The 16,000-nt window shown below is 71.5% G+C and carries 16 protein-coding genes; 6 read left to right on the top strand and 10 right to left on the bottom strand.

All coding sequences use genetic code 11. The features are described 5' to 3' along the window. Positions 1–171: 171 nt before the first annotated feature. The 6 genes from ACQP1V_RS21500 to ACQP1V_RS21475 all read right to left on the bottom strand — a co-directional run bounded on the left by ACQP1V_RS21500 (position 172) and on the right by ACQP1V_RS21475 (position 6,147). The gene (locus tag ACQP1V_RS21500; RefSeq protein WP_433425678.1) at positions 172–2,133 is read right to left on the bottom strand and encodes a heavy metal translocating P-type ATPase; all 1,962 of its coding nucleotides are present in this window, start codon (positions 2,131–2,133) and stop codon (positions 172–174) included. Continuing rightward, positions 2,130–2,507, bottom strand: coding sequence for an ArsR/SmtB family transcription factor (locus ACQP1V_RS21495; protein ID WP_433425676.1), 378 nt, complete (start codon positions 2,505–2,507; stop codon positions 2,130–2,132). Before ACQP1V_RS21495 ends, ACQP1V_RS21500 begins: the two co-directional genes overlap by 4 nt. 344 nt (positions 2,508–2,851) lie before the next feature. Then, positions 2,852–3,520 (bottom strand): SDR family oxidoreductase, encoded by a 669-nt coding sequence (locus ACQP1V_RS21490; protein ID WP_433425674.1) that lies wholly within the window; start codon positions 3,518–3,520, stop codon positions 2,852–2,854. 83 nt (positions 3,521–3,603) lie between these two features. Further along, a complete protein-coding gene (locus ACQP1V_RS21485; protein ID WP_433425672.1) occupies positions 3,604–4,122 on the bottom strand; it encodes a MarR family winged helix-turn-helix transcriptional regulator in 519 nt (172 codons plus the stop codon). A gap of 175 nt (positions 4,123–4,297) precedes the next feature. Continuing rightward, on the bottom strand, positions 4,298–4,957 hold the full coding sequence (locus ACQP1V_RS21480) for a response regulator transcription factor (protein ID WP_387409824.1): 660 nt from the start codon (positions 4,955–4,957) through the stop codon (positions 4,298–4,300). Next, positions 4,954–6,147 carry a sensor histidine kinase gene (locus tag ACQP1V_RS21475; RefSeq protein ID WP_433425670.1) on the bottom strand — a complete coding sequence of 398 codons (1,194 nt, stop codon included), beginning with the start codon at positions 6,145–6,147 and terminating at the stop codon, positions 4,954–4,956. Before ACQP1V_RS21475 ends, ACQP1V_RS21480 begins: the two co-directional genes overlap by 4 nt. A 110-nt stretch (positions 6,148–6,257) precedes the next feature. Here ACQP1V_RS21475 and ACQP1V_RS21470 point away from each other — a divergent pair, with 110 nt between their 5' ends. The 3 genes from ACQP1V_RS21470 to ACQP1V_RS21460 are packed head-to-tail and all read left to right on the top strand — an operon-like array spanning position 6,258 to position 9,504. Continuing rightward, complete coding sequence (locus tag ACQP1V_RS21470) at positions 6,258–7,187, top strand: ATP-binding cassette domain-containing protein (RefSeq protein WP_433425668.1); 930 nt, start codon at positions 6,258–6,260, stop codon at positions 7,185–7,187. Continuing rightward, positions 7,184–8,731 (top strand): hypothetical protein, encoded by a 1,548-nt coding sequence (locus ACQP1V_RS21465; protein WP_433425666.1) that lies wholly within the window; start codon positions 7,184–7,186, stop codon positions 8,729–8,731. Before ACQP1V_RS21470 ends, ACQP1V_RS21465 begins: the two co-directional genes overlap by 4 nt. Continuing rightward, positions 8,728–9,504 (top strand): ABC transporter permease, encoded by a 777-nt coding sequence (locus ACQP1V_RS21460; RefSeq protein ID WP_433425664.1) that lies wholly within the window; start codon positions 8,728–8,730, stop codon positions 9,502–9,504. Before ACQP1V_RS21465 ends, ACQP1V_RS21460 begins: the two co-directional genes overlap by 4 nt. Here ACQP1V_RS21460 and ACQP1V_RS21455 read toward each other — a convergent pair. Next, positions 9,484–10,638 carry a zinc-dependent alcohol dehydrogenase gene (locus tag ACQP1V_RS21455; RefSeq protein ID WP_433425662.1) on the bottom strand — a complete coding sequence of 385 codons (1,155 nt, stop codon included), beginning with the start codon at positions 10,636–10,638 and terminating at the stop codon, positions 9,484–9,486. The two genes, ACQP1V_RS21460 and ACQP1V_RS21455, sit on opposite strands and share 21 nt — an antisense overlap. A 137-nt stretch (positions 10,639–10,775) precedes the next feature. Here ACQP1V_RS21455 and ACQP1V_RS21450 point away from each other — a divergent pair, with 137 nt between their 5' ends. Further along, positions 10,776–11,360: a TetR/AcrR family transcriptional regulator gene (locus ACQP1V_RS21450; RefSeq protein WP_433425660.1), complete on the top strand. Its 585-nt coding sequence runs from the start codon at positions 10,776–10,778 to the stop codon at positions 11,358–11,360. A gap of 142 nt (positions 11,361–11,502) precedes the next feature. On the opposite strand, the gene ACQP1V_RS21445 is transcribed toward ACQP1V_RS21450, so the two are convergent. From ACQP1V_RS21445 to ACQP1V_RS21435, 3 genes are all read right to left on the bottom strand, one after another. Continuing rightward, positions 11,503–13,122, bottom strand: a complete 1,620-nt coding sequence (locus tag ACQP1V_RS21445; protein WP_433425658.1) for a DHA2 family efflux MFS transporter permease subunit — start codon at positions 13,120–13,122, stop codon at positions 11,503–11,505. Positions 13,123–13,273: 151 nt separating this feature from the next. Continuing rightward, on the bottom strand, positions 13,274–13,618 hold the full coding sequence (locus ACQP1V_RS21440) for a VOC family protein (RefSeq protein WP_433425656.1): 345 nt from the start codon (positions 13,616–13,618) through the stop codon (positions 13,274–13,276). A 1-nt stretch (position 13,619) separates the two neighbouring features. Next, positions 13,620–13,799: a CopG family transcriptional regulator gene (locus tag ACQP1V_RS21435; protein ID WP_433425654.1), complete on the bottom strand. Its 180-nt coding sequence runs from the start codon at positions 13,797–13,799 to the stop codon at positions 13,620–13,622. 90 nt (positions 13,800–13,889) lie between these two features. Between ACQP1V_RS21435 and ACQP1V_RS21430 the strand changes: the two genes are divergently transcribed. Beyond that, complete coding sequence (locus ACQP1V_RS21430) at positions 13,890–14,363, top strand: cupin domain-containing protein (RefSeq protein WP_433425652.1); 474 nt, start codon at positions 13,890–13,892, stop codon at positions 14,361–14,363. A 449-nt stretch (positions 14,364–14,812) separates the two neighbouring features. Further along, positions 14,813–15,946, top strand: coding sequence for a methyltransferase (locus tag ACQP1V_RS21425; protein WP_433425651.1), 1,134 nt, complete (start codon positions 14,813–14,815; stop codon positions 15,944–15,946). Positions 15,947–16,000: the final 54 nt, after the last annotated feature.

Here is a 16,000-nt window from a genome sequence, read left to right as displayed (position 1 = left end):
CTGCCGCTCGGGGATGTCCCGATCCTCACACCGACCCGGCCTGGCCGGCCTCCGCGAGCCGGACGCGTTCACGCTTCCAACGGACACGCCCTCGGCGGCCCGCTTACCGGGGCCGTTCGGGCGCCGCGTGGCCGGTGGCCGGGCTGCGAGGGCGTGGTCATGCGTGCGTGCTCACGCTTCCGCCGTCGCCGGTGCGAGCGCGGGGCTCACCTGCTGGGCCGGGGGCAGTGGCTTGGCCCGCCCGGCACGAACCCCGTTGCCGATGACGACGATCTCGGCGAGTTCGTGCACGGCCACGACCGCGGCCAGGCCCAGCACGCCGAAGGCGGCCAGCGGGATCAGCACACCGATCAAAGCGAGGGACAGGCCGACGTTCTGCAGCATGATCGCCCGGGAGCGGCGGGCGTGCGCGAGCGCCTGGGGCAGATGGCGCAGGTCCTCACCCATCAAGGCCACGTCGGCGGTCTCGATCGCCACGTCGGTGCCGATGGCGCCCATGGCGATCCCGGCGTCGGCGACGGCGAGAGCGGGTGCGTCGTTGACGCCGTCGCCGACCATCGCGGTCGGCCGCGCCCGCCGCATGTCCGCCACGATGGCGGACTTGTCCTGCGGACGCAGGTCGGCATGCACCTGCTCGATGCCCGCGGCGGCGGCCAGCGCGTGGGCGGTGCGGGCGTTGTCGCCGGTGAGCATCGCCACGGTGTACCCGCCGGCGTGCAGCCGGGCCACCACCTCGGCCGCCTCGGGCCGCAGGTCGTCGCGGACCGCGATCGCGCCGATCAGCGTCCCGTCGTGCTCGATGAGAACGGCGGTCGCGCCGGCCTCCTGCATCGCGGTCACCTGATCCGCCAATGGCGCGGCCTCGATCCAGCCGGGCCTGCCCAGCCGGGCCGGTCGCCCGTCCACGGTCCCGGTCAGACCGGCGCCGGTGACCGCCTCCACATCGGTGGCCTCCTGGTGCCCGGCGGAGGCGGCGAGGATGGCGCGGGCCAGAGGGTGCTCGCTGCGCGCCTCCAGCGCTGCGGCCACGGCCAGGACCCGCTCTCGGGTCGCCTCGCCGGCGGTGGCGACGTCGACCACGGCCGGGGTGTTGCGGGTGAGTGTGCCGGTCTTGTCCAGCGCGATCGCGCGGATACGGCCCAGCGCCTCCAGCGCCGCGCCGCCCTTGACCAGCACGCCCAGTCGACTGGCGGCGCCGATCGCGGCGACCACGGTCACCGGAACCGAGATGGCCAGCGCACAGGGAGAAGCCGCGACCAGCACGACCAGGGCGCGCTCGACCCAGGTCCGTGGATCGTCGGCCAGGCTGCCGACCACGGCGATGACTGCGGCCAGGATCATGATGCCGGGAACCAACGGCTTGGCGATACGGTCGGCCAGGCGTTGAGCGGCGCCCTTGCGTGCCTGCTCGGCTTCCACGATCGCCACGATCTTGGCCAGGGAGTTGTCCGCTGCCGTGGCGGTGGCCTCGACCTCGATGGCGCCGACGCCGTTGATCGACCCGGCGTACACCGCATCCCCGGCATCCGCTTCGACCGGCATCGATTCACCGGTCAGCGCGGAGACGTCCATGCTCGTGCGGCCGGAGCGGATCATGCCGTCGGTCGCCACCCGCTCCCCGGGACGCACCAGCAGCACATCCCCGACCCGCAGATCCGCCACCTCCACGACATGCTGCGCTCCATCGCGTAGCACGGTGGCCTGCGTGGGCACCAGCGACAGCAGCGCCCGCAGGCCGCGCCGGGTACGCACCAGCGCGTACTCCTCAAGGCCCTCGCTGATGGAGTACAGGAACGCCAGCATCGCCGCCTCGGCGACCTCGCCCAAGATGACCGCGCCGACGGCGGCGATCGTCATCAGCGTCCCGACACCGATCTTGCCCTTGGCCAGGCGCTTGAGGGTGCCCGGCACGAACGTCCAGGCGCCCACCGCCAGCGCCACGGCGTTCATCGCGATCACCGCCGTCTCCGGCGCGCCCGCCAGACCGGCGATCAGGGCGGCCAGCAGGAACACCCCTGCGGCGGCGGCGAACCGCAGCTCGCTGACCTGCCACAGCCGCTGCGGCTCCCGCTCTTCCTCCTCGGCCCCCTGCTCGCGAGGCTCGGTGGAGCCGCAGCCGCACGCGTCACTCATCGCCCCTCCTCCGCGGCACGCGCCGGCTCGGCGGCCTGCTCGCCGTAGGTGGGGCACAGCGCGACCGCGTCCCCGGTGGCGGCCAGCAGCCGCTCGGCGGCACTCAGCAGATCCATCAGCTCCGGCCGGGCGAGGAAGTAGAAGGACTGCCGTCCCTGTGCGCGGAAGGCGACCAGCCCGCAATCACGCAGACAGGCCAAATGGCCCGACACGGTGGACTGCGCCAGGCCGAGCTCGGTCATCAGGTCACGCACCCGAGCCTCTCCAAGGGCCAGGCGGCGCACGATCGCCAGCCGGGTGGGGTCGGCCAGGGAGCGGAACAACGCCACCGCCGGGGACAGGGCGATGCCCGCTACACACTCATTCATCGACATGAACCGATGATAGCTAAAGTGACCGATGCGTTGTGGCGAGTGATCGTCAGCAACAGCGCGCCGGAGCCCCTCCGAGGTGCTATTCGTTGGCCGTGGTCGCCGCCACCCTGGCCGTCTTCGTCGCCCATGAGCGGCGGAGCGAGCTGCGGGTCTTTCCGCGTACGACCTACCAGAGGGCTTGCGACCATCTGCGCGATCGGCGCCCTCACCGCACGCGCCGCAAATCGCGCAATGCGGATGGATCCGGTCGATCGGGTCCCGCTCCGCCAAGGCTCGTGACTGCCTGAGCTGACATGTCCGGCTCAGCGGATTGCCCCGGGGCGGTCGCCCGGTCCCCGCTGCTCTCAGCCGATCACGTGCTCGGCCGCCTCGCGGCGGGTGTACAGCTCCCAGTAGTCCTGCGCGATGTCGTCCGGGGCGCGGTGCGGAACGCCATCGAGGGCCTGGCCGGCGTCGGCGATCATGAGGTTGATCGCGACGTTGGCGGCGTAGATGCCCTGGTCGGCGAGGGTCTTGTGGAGGTTGAGGGCCCAGTTGCGCTGGCCGGCCTGCGCGATGTTGGCGGTGGCGAGCATGGGGTAGGGGGCGATGGCGCCGCCGCCGGTGGTGAACAGCAGGGTGCCGGAGCCGGCCTCGCGCATGGCGGGCAGCACGGCCTGCACTGCCGCTACCGCCCCGAACAGCAGGGCGTCGACCTGTGGGCGCAGCGCGTCCAGGGTGACGTCTTGGGGTTGGACCATGGTGAGACCGGCGTACGGGGAGAACTCCAGGACGTCGATGCGCCCGAAGCGGGCGGCCGCCTCGGTGAGGGCGCCGGTGAGCTGGCCGGGGTCGGCGACGTCCGCGGGGAACGCGGCGGCGGTGACACCGACCGCGCCCAGCTCGGCCACCAGGGCATCGAGCCGGTCCTTGCTGCGGGAGATAAGAGCGACGTTGAAGCCGTGGCCGCCGAAGACCTTGGCGATCGACAGGCCGAGACCCGGACCTGCTCCGACGATGGCGAGAGTGGGCATGACGGAACCTTCTCCTTGCTCTGCCGGGGCCCGAACGGGGCACCCGGGGACGGGATGCGGGGTGTGCGGTGGGTGATCCAGGATCAGCGGGGATCAGCGGGTGACCAGTCGGTGGGGCAGGGCGCGTCCATCGAGCGCAGGATGCGCTGTGCGATGGCGCCCAGCTGGCGCTGCTGCGCCTTGGTGAGCGGATCGAACACCAGGCGGCGCACTTCCTCGGTGTGGGCCGGCGCGGCGCCGGCGACCGTGTCCTGGCCCTGGTCGGTGAGGGTGGCCAAGGTGTAGCGGCCGTCGGTGGGGTCCGGTCGGCGCCGGATCCAGCCGCGCTTTTCCAGCCGGGCGACCACGTTGGACAGCCGCGAGAGCGTGCTGCCGGCGTAATGCGCCAGATCGCTCATGCGCAGGGTGCGCTCGGGCGCCCCGGACAGCGCCGACAGCGTCATGTATTCGAAGTGCCCGATGCCCGCGTCCCGCTGCATCTGCGCTTCCAGGGCAGCCGGCAGCTGGGTGAGGACATAGGCGAACGCGTACCACTGCTGCTGCTCGTCGGCGTCCAGCTGGGGCCTGACGGGCGCTTCCTCGCGCTTCCGGTGCTCTTCCACGCCCCCACCGTAACTTCAAGCATGAAGCGATGCAAACGGTCGATCGCTATGAGCTTGAAGTGATCGAGTGCTATTTTCACTCTAAGCTTGAAGTCATAGTGAAGGAGTGGGGACGCTTGGGCGCTTCTCGGGCCTGCTGGCCCTGATCTTCCTGGCGGCCGGGAAGGCCGGAGCACTACGGACGAATCCGGTAGCCCACGCCGGGCGTGGTGGTGATGACCGGGGGATCGCCGAGCTTGCGGCGCAGCCGGCCGACGGTGACGGTGACCGTGTTGGTGAGTGGGTTGGCGTATTCGTCCCAGACCTGTTCGAGCAGGTCTTCGCTGCTGAGGAACGCGGGACTGGCACGCAGGAGGGCTTCGAGGAGGGCGAACTCCTTGACCGACAGGTCCAGCGGCCGGCCGTCCCGGGTGGTGGTGCGGCGCAAGGGATCGAGTTCGATGCCCGCCGCGCGCAGGGTTCGAGGGCGGGCGGAGGGCTGGCGGCGGGCCAGGGAGCGGATGCGCAGGACCAACTCCGGGAAGTGGAAGGGCTTGGCGAGGTAGTCGTCGGCGCCCAGAGTCAGGCCGGCGACCCGATCGCCCGGCGAGCCGGCCGCGGTCAGCATCAGGACCATGACGCGGTCATCGCGCTCGCTGATCATCTGGCAGAGGGTGTCACCGTGGACGCCCGGCAGGTCGCGGTCGAGGACGACCACGTCGTAGGCGTTGAGGTCGAGCTTGGCCGCGGCTTCCAGGCCGTCGTACGCCACGTCCACGGCCATGCCCTGGTCGGACAGCCCTTCGACCAGGACGGCGGCGAGGGCGCGCGCGTCCTCCACTACCAGGACTCTCATGCCGGGACCCCCGCCCGCGCGCTCGTCAGGGGGAGCGAGACGGCGACCCGGAGGCCGCCTTCGGGCCGGGCACGCAGTTCCAGGCCGCCGCCGTACGCCTCGGCGACGGCGGCGACGATCGACAGGCCGAGCCCCGAGCCGTTGTCGGAGCCGGTCCGGTCCGCGCTGAGCCGCTGGAACGGCCGCGCCAGCAGCGCGACCTGGCCCTGATCGAGAACGGGCCCGCCGGTCTCCACGACGAGGAGCGCGCGCTCGCCCTCGGCCCCGGTCGCGCACCGGATCCAGCCGCCGTCGTGGTTGTGCCTGACGGCGTTGTCGATCACGTTGTCGATCATCCGGGCCAGCAGTGTCGGGTCCCCCCGCGTCCACGCGCGGTCGTCGACCGTACCGTCATGAACGGTCAGTCCCTTGGCCGTGATGCCGGCGGCGTGGGCGTCCAGGGCCGCGGACACCGCGCGGCCGAGGGAGAACGCCGTGCCGTCGGATGACGCGCCGTGCTGGGCGCGGGCGAGGACGAGGAAGCCCTCCAGAAGCCGGTCGACCCGGTCGAGTTCGGCGCGGAGCCGGTCGGCCAGCGCGGCCGTCTGGGCCGGCACCGGATCCGGCTTGGCCATGGCCACGTCCAGCGAGGCCCGCATAGTCGTCAGCGGGGTGCGCAGCTCGTGGGAGGCGTTGGCGACGAACCGGCGTTGGGCGGCGAAGGACGCCTCCAGGCGTTCCAGCAGTCCGTCGATGGTGTCGGCGAGGTCCTTCACCTCGTCGGCCGGGCCCGCCACGGCCAGGCGTTTGTGCAGGTCGTCGGCGGAGATCCGGCGGGTGGCCGCGGTGATCGTGCGCAGCGGGCGCAGCACCCGGGCCGCGACGATCCGGCCCAGCGCGACCGACACCACGGCCATGACGGCCAGCGCGACGATCGAGCCGACCAGGAGCTGACGCGATTGGGCCGCCTTCACCTGTGACAACTCGGCGTGGAGGAGCTGGTTGAGCTCCATGGCGGCCGCGAGCGTGTCCGGCCGGTCCGGCGCGGCGCCGGGAGGCGCGACGTGGCTGGATTGCGTCCCCCACAGTCCCACCAGGTTGTTGATCACCAGCAGACCTGCACCGGACATGAGGAACATGGCGCCGTACAGGGCGGTGAACCGCCACCGCACGGTGCGGGCCCCAAGGGCCATACGACGCGGCGTCCTCATCGGTCATCTCCTTGCTCGGTGCCGACCTTCAGGATGCCGCGCCCGACCTAACAACGATGTGACAGGGCTCGTTCGGGCCGTGTTAGGTCCGGGTCCGTACAACCGGAGCCATGCACGCAACCATCGAAGTCCACGGCCTGCGCAAGCGGTTCGGCCAGACTGTGGCGCTGGACGGGATGTCCTTCACCGTGTCCCCGGGACACGTCACCGGCTTCGTCGGCCCCAACGGCGCGGGCAAATCCACCACGATGCGGGTGATCCTCGGCCTGGACGCGGCCGACGAGGGCACCGCGTTGGTGGGCGGGCGGCCGTACCGGAGCCTGCGCACACCCCTGACCCACGTCGGCGCACTGCTCGACGCCGCCGCGCTGCAGCCCAGCCGTACCGCGCGCAACCATCTGCTGTGGCTGGCGCACTCCCAGGGGCTGCCCGCCGGGCGGGTCGACGAGGTGCTCGACCAGGTCGGCCTGCGATCGGCGGCCCGCCGCAGGGCCGGCGGCTTCTCCCTCGGCATGCGGCAGCGGCTCGGCATCGCCGCCGCGCTGCTCGGCGACCCGCCCATGCTCATGCTGGACGAGCCGGTCAACGGCCTCGATCCCGAGGGCATCGTGTGGATCCGCGGCCTGCTGCGCTCGCTGGCCGCGCAGGGCCGCGCCGTCCTGGTCTCCAGCCACCTGATGAGCGAGGTGGAGGACACCGCGGACCGTCTCGTGGTGGTGGGCCGGGGCCGGGTCGTGGCCGACACCACCGTGGCCGAGTTGATCGCCGCCGCGTCCCGTGACCGGGTCCGGCTCCGTACGACGGCCCGGGAGCATGCGACGACGGTGTTGTCGCAGGCCGGGGCCACCGTGGCCGGCGCCGACCGCGACGTGATCACCGTCTCGGGGCTGGCGGCCGAACGCGTCGTGGCGGCACTCACCGCCGGCGCCGTCCCGTTCTCGGAGGTGGCCGCCGACCGGGTCACGCTGGAGCAGGCCTACATGGAGCTCACCCGGAACGCGGTCGAGTTCCGCGCGGCGGACGCCGAGGCCGGCCGATGAGCGTCGGCACGGCCCCGCGCCGCGGCGGCTCCGGGCGCCTGCTCCGCGCCGAGTGGACCAAGTTCAGGACGGTACGCGGCTGGGTGCTCGGCCTGGCTGTCGCGGCGCTCGTCATCGTGACGCTCGGGCTGGTCGCCGCGTCGGGCAGCCACACCTCGTGCGGCGGTCCGAACGATGTCTGCCCCGCCGTTCCGGTCGGACCGGGTGGCGAAGCGGTGGACGACAAGTTCTACTTCGTGCACAGGTCGCTGACCGGCGACGGCACCATCACGGCCCGCGTGAGCTCCATGACCGGCCACATCCGCAAACCCGACGTCAGCCGGGGAGTGCGTAACGAGGTCGACGGCGTCGTGCCGTGGGCGAAGGCCGGAGTCATCGTCAAGGACGGCACCCGGCAAGGATCCACCTACGCGGCGACGATGGTCACCGGCGGCCACGGGGTGCGGATGCAGTACGACTTCACCCAGGACATCGCCGGCCGGCCGGGCGGCGTGTCGACCGACTCCCCGCGCTGGCTGCGGCTGACCCGCTCCGGGGAAGAGCTCACCGGCTACGAGTCGGCGGACGGCCGGCACTGGACCACGGTCGGCACCGCCCGGCTGGCCGGGCTGCCGGACACGGTGCAGATCGGGCTCTTCGTCGCCTCTCCGGGCGACCTGACGGTCCAGCAGGCCGATTTCGGCGGGAGCATCCAGGCGGTCCGGTTCACCGAGGCCATCGCCGTCTTCGACCAGGTCGCCCTGGAGGGCAGGACGTCCGGCGGCGCATGGGAGCGCGACGACATCGGCGTGACCATGGAGCCCGATGGGGCGCCCCACCATCCGGGCGGGTTCGCGCAGTCCGGTGGCACCTACACCGTGACGGGGGTCGGCGACATCGGGCCGACCGGGGACGGCCCGCGGATCGAGAGCACCCTCTCCGGCCTGCCCGCCGGTCTCGTCGGGGTAATCGTGGTCGCGGTCATGTTCGTCACCGCCGAATACCGGCGGGGCCTGATCCGCACCAGCCTCCTCGCCGGCCCGCGACGCGGCCGGGTGCTGGCGGCCAAGGCCGCGGTGATCGGCACGGTGACGTTCGTCGCGGGGTTGGCCGCGGCGGGCATCGTGGTCATCGCCGGCACGCGGATCCTACGCTCCAACGGCAACCCCGTCCTTCCGGTGAGCACGTTCACCGAGCTGCGGGTCATCGCCGGGGTCGCCGCGCTGGCGGCCGTCGCCGCCGTCCTCGCGTTCGCTCTCGGCGCCCTGTTCCGGAACAGCGCCGCGGCGGTCACCGCGGCCGTCGCCGTCATCGTCGTGCCGCACATCCTCGCGACCACGTCCGTCCTGCCGGTCGGCGCGGCCCAGTGGCTGCTCCGGCTCACCCCGGCCGCCGGATTCGCCGTCCAGCAGAGCATCCCCGAGTATCCGCACGTCATCTCGTACTACGCGCCGTCGGCCGGCTACTACCCGCTGGCCCCCTGGGCCGGCCTGTCCGTGCTCTGCGCCTACGCGGCGCTGGCCCTCGGGCTGGCGGTCGTCCGGATTCGCCGGAGGGACGCATGAGGCGGCATCTGTCGGCCGAGTGGGCCAAACTGCGCACCCTGCCAGGAATCGGATGGCTGCTGCTGGCTGTCGTCACCCTGACCCCCGCCGCGAGCGCCGCCGCGGCCGCGGTGGTCTCCTGCCCGCCCGCGGGATGCGCCTACGACGTTCCCAAGCTCGCCCTCATGGGAGTCCAGGTGGGCCAGGCGATCGTCGCCGTCCTGGCCGTGCTGGCGATCACCGGCGAGTACGGCACCGGCCTGGTCCGCACCACCTTCACCGCCATGCCGCGCCGGGTCACCGTCCTGACCGCCAAGGCGGCCGTCCTGACCGGGGTGACGCTGACCGCGGCGACCGGCGCCGTGCTCGCGTCCGTACTGGCCGGGCGGCTCATCCTGCCCGGCAACGGGTTCGTCCCCGAACACGGCCAGCCGCTGCTGTCCCTGGCGGACGGCCCGACATTCCGGGCGGCCGCGGGCTCGGTCCTCTATCTGGCGCTCATCGCCCTGCTCAGTCTCGGCGTCGCGGTCGCCGTACGGGACGCGGCGATCGCCATGGGGATCGTGTTCGGCCTGCTCTACGTCCTCTCGGCCGTTCCCCTCATGGTCTCCGATCCGGGCTGGCAGAAGCTCCTGTGGCAGATCTCTCCGATGAACGCGGGGCTCGCCGTCCAGGCCACCACGCGTCTCTCGGACCTGCCGCTCAGCCCGTGGGCCGGACTGGCCGTGCTCGCGGCGTGGGCCGCCGCCGCGCTCCTGTGCGGCGGGCTGCTGCTACGGGCACGCGACGCGTGAGCCCGCTCCCGCGTCGCCGGTGAGCCGGTCCCGCTGGAGAACGAGTTTCGTGGCTTTCGCGGCGTACGCGGCCGGGGCGTCGTCCCAGTCCGCGAGCAGGGTGGTGACGCGTTCGGCGGGGAAGCCGGTGCGGTGGACGAAGTCCAGCAGGTCGGGGAGGGCGGCGCGGGCGTGCGAGACGCCCACTCGGAGGGTGATGTCGGTGGCGTACATGCGCATGACGGGGACGCGGGTGCCGGCCGCGAGGTAGTAGCCCACGGCTGTGCATACGCCGCCGGGAGCCGTCGCGGTGAGCGCCCGGCGCAGGCCCGGGGCCTGTGATGTGGCCTCCACGACGATGTCGTAGCCGCCGCGGACGGCAGCGGCGAGTGGTCGCGCTTCGGCGCCGAAGGATTCGGCGATCTGGCGTCGCCCGGGGTCGCCGTCGAGGTAGTGGACGGTCGCGGCGCCGTGGGCGGTGGCCAGTCCGGCGGCGTACAGGCCGATGCTCTTGGCGCCGCCGCCGAGGATGAGTACGCTCGCGCCCTCGCGGCGGGCGAGTAGCGGGACGACGGTCCGCCAGGCGTCGGCGAGGTTGTCGCTGGCCGCGGCGACGCGGAGCGGCGGCACGTCGTCTGGGACGGGGACGAGCATGTGGTCGGCGTGGGGGACCCGGATCCGGTCGGCCACCATGCCGCCCCACGGGCCGCAGGCGGGGCCGAAGCCGTAGGCGGCGAGGGTGCCGCGGATGGTGGTGGCGCATTTGGAGGTGAGCCCGGCCAGGCAGCGGGGGCAGGTCCCGCAGGAGACCGCCCAGGGGACGACGACGGTCTGGCCGACCTGGATCCGCCGCACGCCGGACCCGACGGCGACGACTTCGGCGACGCATTCGTGCCCGATCGGGAAAGGCCCGCGGAAGGGGACCTTTCCGCAGATGGCGCCCACGATCGGGTCGACGAGGCCGAGCGCCATCCCGGCTTGGAGCGCTCGCGAGACCGGCCGGTGGATCGGGACGGTGTCGCCGTCGCAGCGGCCGGCGAGGAACGGCCGGACGATGGCGTCGCCCGGCTCGGCCAGTTGCGGTGCGGCGCGCTCGCGCCAGGCGAGGCGACCGCTGCGCAGGAAGACGAGCTCGCGCACGTTGTCGTAGGTCATCGCTGCCGTCGCAGGCGGGGAAACAGCGGCATGAGGAGACTCCTGACGGGGACGGCGGCCGGGCAAGTTATAACGAACGTCATAACCGCACGCCACCGTAAGCTATAACGCGTGTCATAACCAATTGGAGGTGTCCGATGCCACAGCGGGAGCCGCGGTCGCGAGAGCGGATCGTCGTCGGCGCGGCCGACCTGATCCGGCGGCGCGGCCTGGCCGGGAGCACGGTCCGGGACCTGGCCGCGCACTCCGGCGCGCCGCTCGGCTCCACCTACCACTACTTCCCACGCGGCAAGCAGCAACTGGCCGCAGAAGCGGTCCGGTTCGCCGGCGACATGGTCACGCGGGTCCTGGAGCGAGAGCTGGAGGTCGGCCCCGCGGCCGGGCTGCGCGCGTTCCTGGCCTTGTGGCGGCAGACGGTCATCGACAGCGACTTCACCGCCGGCTGCCCCGTCCTGGCCGTCGCGGTCGAGGAGCCACCGGACGACACCGCCCGCGAAGCGATCACCGCCGCCGCCGAGGTCTTCACCGCCTGGGAGGGCCTTCTCTCCGCGTCGCTGCGCGACCGCGGCGCCGCACCCGAGCAGGCGGTGCGGCTGGCCGCTCTGATCGTCGCAGCGGTGGAAGGGGGCGTCGCGATGTGCCGCGCCAAACGTGACATCCAGCCGCTGGATGACATCGCCGCCCAACTGGAGATCCTCGTCCACACCGCCGTCACGGAGTGACCGGGACGGTGACCGGGCCCACACCTACCTGCGAGGCAGTTCGTCGGCCTGGCGGCAAAGGTGCCGGCGGCGAACGCCGTACTGGGAGGTACTGGGCGCCCGGCGGACCGCACTGGCTTGTGGCCATCGCGCGCTGTGGCGGCTAAGCGGATGTGCCGATGTCGGCGGCGTCCGCAACGCTGGGCTGGTGGTCGGCTGGTCGGCGTCGTCGCACCAGGGCGCACGAGACGGCGCCGACCGCGATCACGGCGATGGGCAGCGCCAGGGTCGGCCGCATCGCGTGGACGAACCCGTGCCCGAACACCGACTCCGCCGTCTGGTGAATGTGCTGGGCGAGGCTCGCCGGCGTTCCCGGCGGCAGCGTCAGCGCCGCGCCGGTCTGCCCGGCGCCGACTTCCAGGCCGCCCTTCCCGGCCTCGGTGAAGCCGGCCACGAACTGGTCGCGGACACTCGCCGGAAGGTCGGCTGCCTGCTTGGCCGCCTCGGTGTGGAGTGAGGCGGCGAGGCGGTTCTGTAGCACCGCGCCCACCGCGGCGCTGCCGCAGATCGTGCCGATCTGCCGGATCGTGTTCAGCACGCCGGAGGCGGCCCCGGCCAGCTTGGGTTCCACGTTGCGCAGCGCGACCGTGACCATCGGGCCGAACACACAGCCGATGCCGAACCCGGCCACGATCAGAGCCGGCTGGAACTCCCACCACGCGCGGCCGACATCGGTGACCCAGGTGAGCCAGGCCATGCCGACCGCGAACAGGGTCAGGCCGGCCATCAGGATGTACGTGCCGCCGATCCGATCCGACATCCGGCCCGCGACCGGCGACAGGAGCGCCGATGCCACCATTGCCGGCGCCATCACCAGACCGGCCTTGAACGCGCTGAAGCTCAGCACCGACTGCAGGTAGATCATCACCGGGAGGAACAGGCCGATCATTCCTACCTGGACGGTCGCGGACACGAAACTCATGACCGCGTAGCTGCGGTCGCGGAAGAGCACGAAGGGCAGCAGCGGTTCGTCGTCCTGCCTGCTGCGCTGGTAGATCAGGAACACCACCAGCAACAGCCCGGCCCCGCCCAGCAACGCCAAGATTCCGGCGCTCCAGTCGTACCGCTCACCCTCGGTGAGCGCGAAGGTCAGGCAGAACAGCGTCGCCGTGGCGAGCACGACGCCCGGCATGTCCAGCTTGCGGCGGACACCGTGCCGGATGTCAGGAACGAGCATGACGGCCATTGCGAGCACGACCGCGCCGATCGGGACGTTGATGAAGAAGATCCAGCGCCAGTCGGTCGCGCTGACGAGAAACCCGCCGAGTGTGGGCCCGGCGATCGTAGCCACGCCCGCGACCGCGCCCCAGACGCCGAGCGCCGCGCCCCGGCGCTCGGCCGGGAACGTGCCGATGATGATCGTCATCGTCTGCGGCACCAGCGCCGCGGCGCCCAGTCCCTGCACAACGCGGGCGGCGATGAGTTGGGCCGGATCCTGCGAAAGGCCGCAGAGCACGGACGCCACCGTGAACAGCGCGACGCCTCCGATGAACATGGTGCGTGGCCCGCGCACATCGCCCAGCCGCCCGGAGGTGATCAGCAGCGCGGCGAGAACGAGGACGTAGACATTGATCACCCATAACATCTCGTCGAGCGACGCGTGCAGCTTGTCGATCATGCTGGGGATCGCGACATTGACGACCGTGATGTCCAGCAGCGTCATGAAGAATCCCAGGCTGAGGGTCAGCAGCACCACCCAAGGGTTGCCGCGCCATCTACTCATTCGCATCTCTCCGCGTGGTTCTCGAATCGCCGAAGCCGGGCGTCGATAGCGGCGCCATCGAGCGGGGATCGACACGTCCTGCTGCCCTCATGCCCTCGCCCGGCGCCCGGTCGGCCGAGGCGGATCAGCCCACTCGGGTCACAGGCGGATGTCAGCTCTTGGCGGGGGCCTGGAGGCTCCACAGCCGCCCGTCGGGATCACGGACGGTCATCTCCCGGGTCCCGTAGTGGGTGTCCTCGAACGGGGTGACCACCTCGACGGCCGGATCGGGACGGAACTGGTCCGCATCGGCCACCTTCAGCGCGAGCTGCACCCCGGGCTCTCGATCCTCGGGGACCTCCGCGACAACGAGATAAGGCCCCTCGCCGTTGCGGAACACACCGGAACCATCTCCTGCGGAGATCTCCAGTTCAAAACCCAGTGCCTGGAAGAACTTCGCGGCCTTCCCCCAGTTGTGGGTCTCCAGGAAAACCGCCTCGAACCCTTCGGTCGCCATGTCACGACTCCTTTCCGGATGGTTGCTGTCGTTGCCCTTGGGCGTCGTCGAGGTAGACACGCAACGCGTCGGCGACCAACGCCGACAAAGACATGCCTGTCTCGATCGCGTGATGCTTGACCTGCCTGATCAGCTCTACCGGCAGGTACACGTTGAACTGCTTGACTTCCGCATCACCCATGAGAGCGATGCTAGCATGCTAGCAAGCGCTAGCATGCTAGCAAGCTAATGCTAGCAAGCTACTAAGCTAACCCTCGGGAAGGAAGCACACGTGTCTGTTCTTGCAGCCAGCCCGCACGACCCGGTTGTCGTCCGCGCGGGTGACGCCGAGCATCTGCCCGAGATCGGTCACTACCTACTGGCTGACGCCAGTGCCAGCAACGGTGCGCTCAGCGCCCACCGCATCCAACTCGCCCGCGGCGCAGATGGTGCGGTCCCGCATCGGCACAACCACTCGTCCGAACTGTTCTTCATCATCGACGGAGCGCTCGAATTGCTCGTGGGTTCGGAGATCATCACCGCTGGTTCCGGTGACTTCCTGGTCGTCCCGCCGGGCTGTGACCACGCCTTCCGCACCGACCTGAACAGCACAGCCGACGCGCTGATCGTGATCACCCCTGGCGTCGAACGGTTCGCCTACCTTCGGCAGGTCGCCCGGATCCGCCGGGGCGAAGCCAGCCGCGACAGCCTGCTCACCGAACAAGACCGTTACGACACCCATTTCGTCACCAGCCCTGCCTGGTAGGCAGGCCCTCTGCCTCCGGGCGCGCCCACCTTGGAACCTGAACCGGATAGCGGCGCCCCGGGCGATCGTCGGTCGAGTGGTTCACGGGGCAACGCCTACAGTTGCCGCTGACCCGCGTGTGCGCCGAAGCCGCGCGGGCCACAGCCGAGCCCGGATCGGGCGGCTCCGCTCCGATACTCCCCAAGGGCCGTGATGGCGCCCTGAGCCGGGGGCGCACCGCGTTTGCCCGCCCGGCTCGGGTGTGCGAGCCTGTTGCGATCATCTCGTGGAAAGGGCTGGTCGTGACGCTCGGCATGGTTCTCGGCGACTTCTCCTCTCGCGCTTCGACGCGGGAGCGGTAGCCCGACCTGCCCTGACACTCGCGCCCGTGCTCAAGCACGGGCCGTTTCCGCTGCTCCTCGTCGAAGTGCTCTTCGTGCCACCGCACCTTCGACCACGAGGAGTACGTCGTGTCCACGATCCACTGGACCGAAGCCCGAGCCATCCGATTCGCCCGCTGGCACTCCGAGAACACGACGCCACCGCCGAGGCGGGTCGTCGTCGCGGACGACCGGATGAGAGCCGACACCGCCTATCGCCTGGCCTGCGAAGGAACAGCGCTGCTGTGGCGTGGCGACTTCCCCAACGCACGCCACCTGTTGCGGGCGATGGGCCGCCGTATCGACCGCAACCGACCCCGCACCGGCGGGAGTCCGGCTGAGTCGTTCCACCTGCACCGGCAGGCCCGCGCCCACCGTGCCCAGATTCTGGGCAGGCTCCTGGTGGCCTTGGACGACGAGCACTCTTTGGTGCTGCGGAGGGCGCCCAACGTGCGTCAGGCGTGCACCGAGGCGTACGGTCCGCCGCGTGAGCGCCTGGTGGTCTCGTTGCGTGAGCTGCTGGGCGTGATCGGCGCGCACGAATGGCGCAGAAAGGGCGTGGACGTACCGGCTCTCGGCGCGCGCATCCATCCGCACTACGGCGTGTTCTCGCCGGTCAGGGGCGAGTACGTCGATCTGGTCGCACAGGCGGCGCTGCCCGCGTCCGCGCGCCGCGGCGCCGGTCCTCGAACGGCCTTCGACCTCGGCACAGGGACCGGCGTCCTCGCCGCCGTCCTGGCCCGCCGCGGGATCGGCCACATTGTCGCGACCGACATCAATCCCCGCGCGCTGGCCTGTGCCCGCGACAACGTCCGCCGGCTGGACCTCGACGCGCGGGTCGACGTCGTCGGTCCCGCTTTGTTTCCCGAGGGCCGCGCGGACCTCGTCGTATGCAACCCACCCTGGATCCCCACCCGGCCGACCTCCGCCCTTGAACAGGGCGTCTACGACCCGGACGGCGTCATGCTCCACGGCTTCCTGCACGGGCTCGCCGCCCACCTCGAACCGGCAGGTGAAGGATGGCTCATCCTGTCCGACCTGGCCGAGCACCTCGGGATCAGGACGCGAGGCGAGCTGCTGACCGCCATCGAGGCGGCCGGGCTCCGCGTGGTGAACACGATAGACACCCGGCCGCGGCATCCGCGTGTGCGGGACAGCGCCGACCCGCTGCACGCCGCCCGCGCCGCAGAGGTCACCTCGCTCTGGCGCCTGGGTCGCGTCTGACTTGGCCGGGTCGATGATCCTCGGTCCCGCCGCCACGCGGTCGGCGGCGGGACC

Source organism: Microtetraspora malaysiensis (assembly GCF_050947145.1).
GTDB lineage: Bacteria > Actinomycetota > Actinomycetes > Streptosporangiales > Streptosporangiaceae > Microtetraspora_A > Microtetraspora_A malaysiensis.
The sequence above is the reverse complement of the archived record's forward strand: the minus strand, read 5'-3'. Positions and strand labels throughout refer to the sequence as shown.

What these genes read in the sequence shown, in the direction of transcription:
- ACQP1V_RS21445 (WP_433425658.1), bottom strand. Translation starts at nt 13,122, where the DNA reads ATGAGTAGATGGCGCGGCAACCCTTGGGTGGTGCTGCTGACCCTCAGC.
- ACQP1V_RS21465 (WP_433425666.1), top strand. Translation starts at nt 7,184, where the DNA reads ATGAGCGTCGGCACGGCCCCGCGCCGCGGCGGCTCCGGGCGCCTGCTC.
- ACQP1V_RS21480 (WP_387409824.1), bottom strand. Translation starts at nt 4,957, where the DNA reads ATGAGAGTCCTGGTAGTGGAGGACGCGCGCGCCCTCGCCGCCGTCCTG.
- ACQP1V_RS21475 (WP_433425670.1), bottom strand. Translation starts at nt 6,147, where the DNA reads ATGAGGACGCCGCGTCGTATGGCCCTTGGGGCCCGCACCGTGCGGTGG.
- ACQP1V_RS21435 (WP_433425654.1), bottom strand. Translation starts at nt 13,799, where the DNA reads ATGGGTGATGCGGAAGTCAAGCAGTTCAACGTGTACCTGCCGGTAGAG.
- ACQP1V_RS21500 (WP_433425678.1), bottom strand. Translation starts at nt 2,133, where the DNA reads ATGAGTGACGCGTGCGGCTGCGGCTCCACCGAGCCTCGCGAGCAGGGG.
- ACQP1V_RS21450 (WP_433425660.1), top strand. Translation starts at nt 10,776, where the DNA reads ATGCCACAGCGGGAGCCGCGGTCGCGAGAGCGGATCGTCGTCGGCGCG.
- ACQP1V_RS21490 (WP_433425674.1), bottom strand. Translation starts at nt 3,520, where the DNA reads ATGCCCACTCTCGCCATCGTCGGAGCAGGTCCGGGTCTCGGCCTGTCG.
- ACQP1V_RS21460 (WP_433425664.1), top strand. Translation starts at nt 8,728, where the DNA reads ATGAGGCGGCATCTGTCGGCCGAGTGGGCCAAACTGCGCACCCTGCCA.
- ACQP1V_RS21455 (WP_433425662.1), bottom strand. Translation starts at nt 10,638, where the DNA reads ATGACCTACGACAACGTGCGCGAGCTCGTCTTCCTGCGCAGCGGTCGC.
- ACQP1V_RS21440 (WP_433425656.1), bottom strand. Translation starts at nt 13,618, where the DNA reads ATGGCGACCGAAGGGTTCGAGGCGGTTTTCCTGGAGACCCACAACTGG.
- ACQP1V_RS21470 (WP_433425668.1), top strand. Translation starts at nt 6,258, where the DNA reads ATGCACGCAACCATCGAAGTCCACGGCCTGCGCAAGCGGTTCGGCCAG.
- ACQP1V_RS21495 (WP_433425676.1), bottom strand. Translation starts at nt 2,507, where the DNA reads ATGTCGATGAATGAGTGTGTAGCGGGCATCGCCCTGTCCCCGGCGGTG.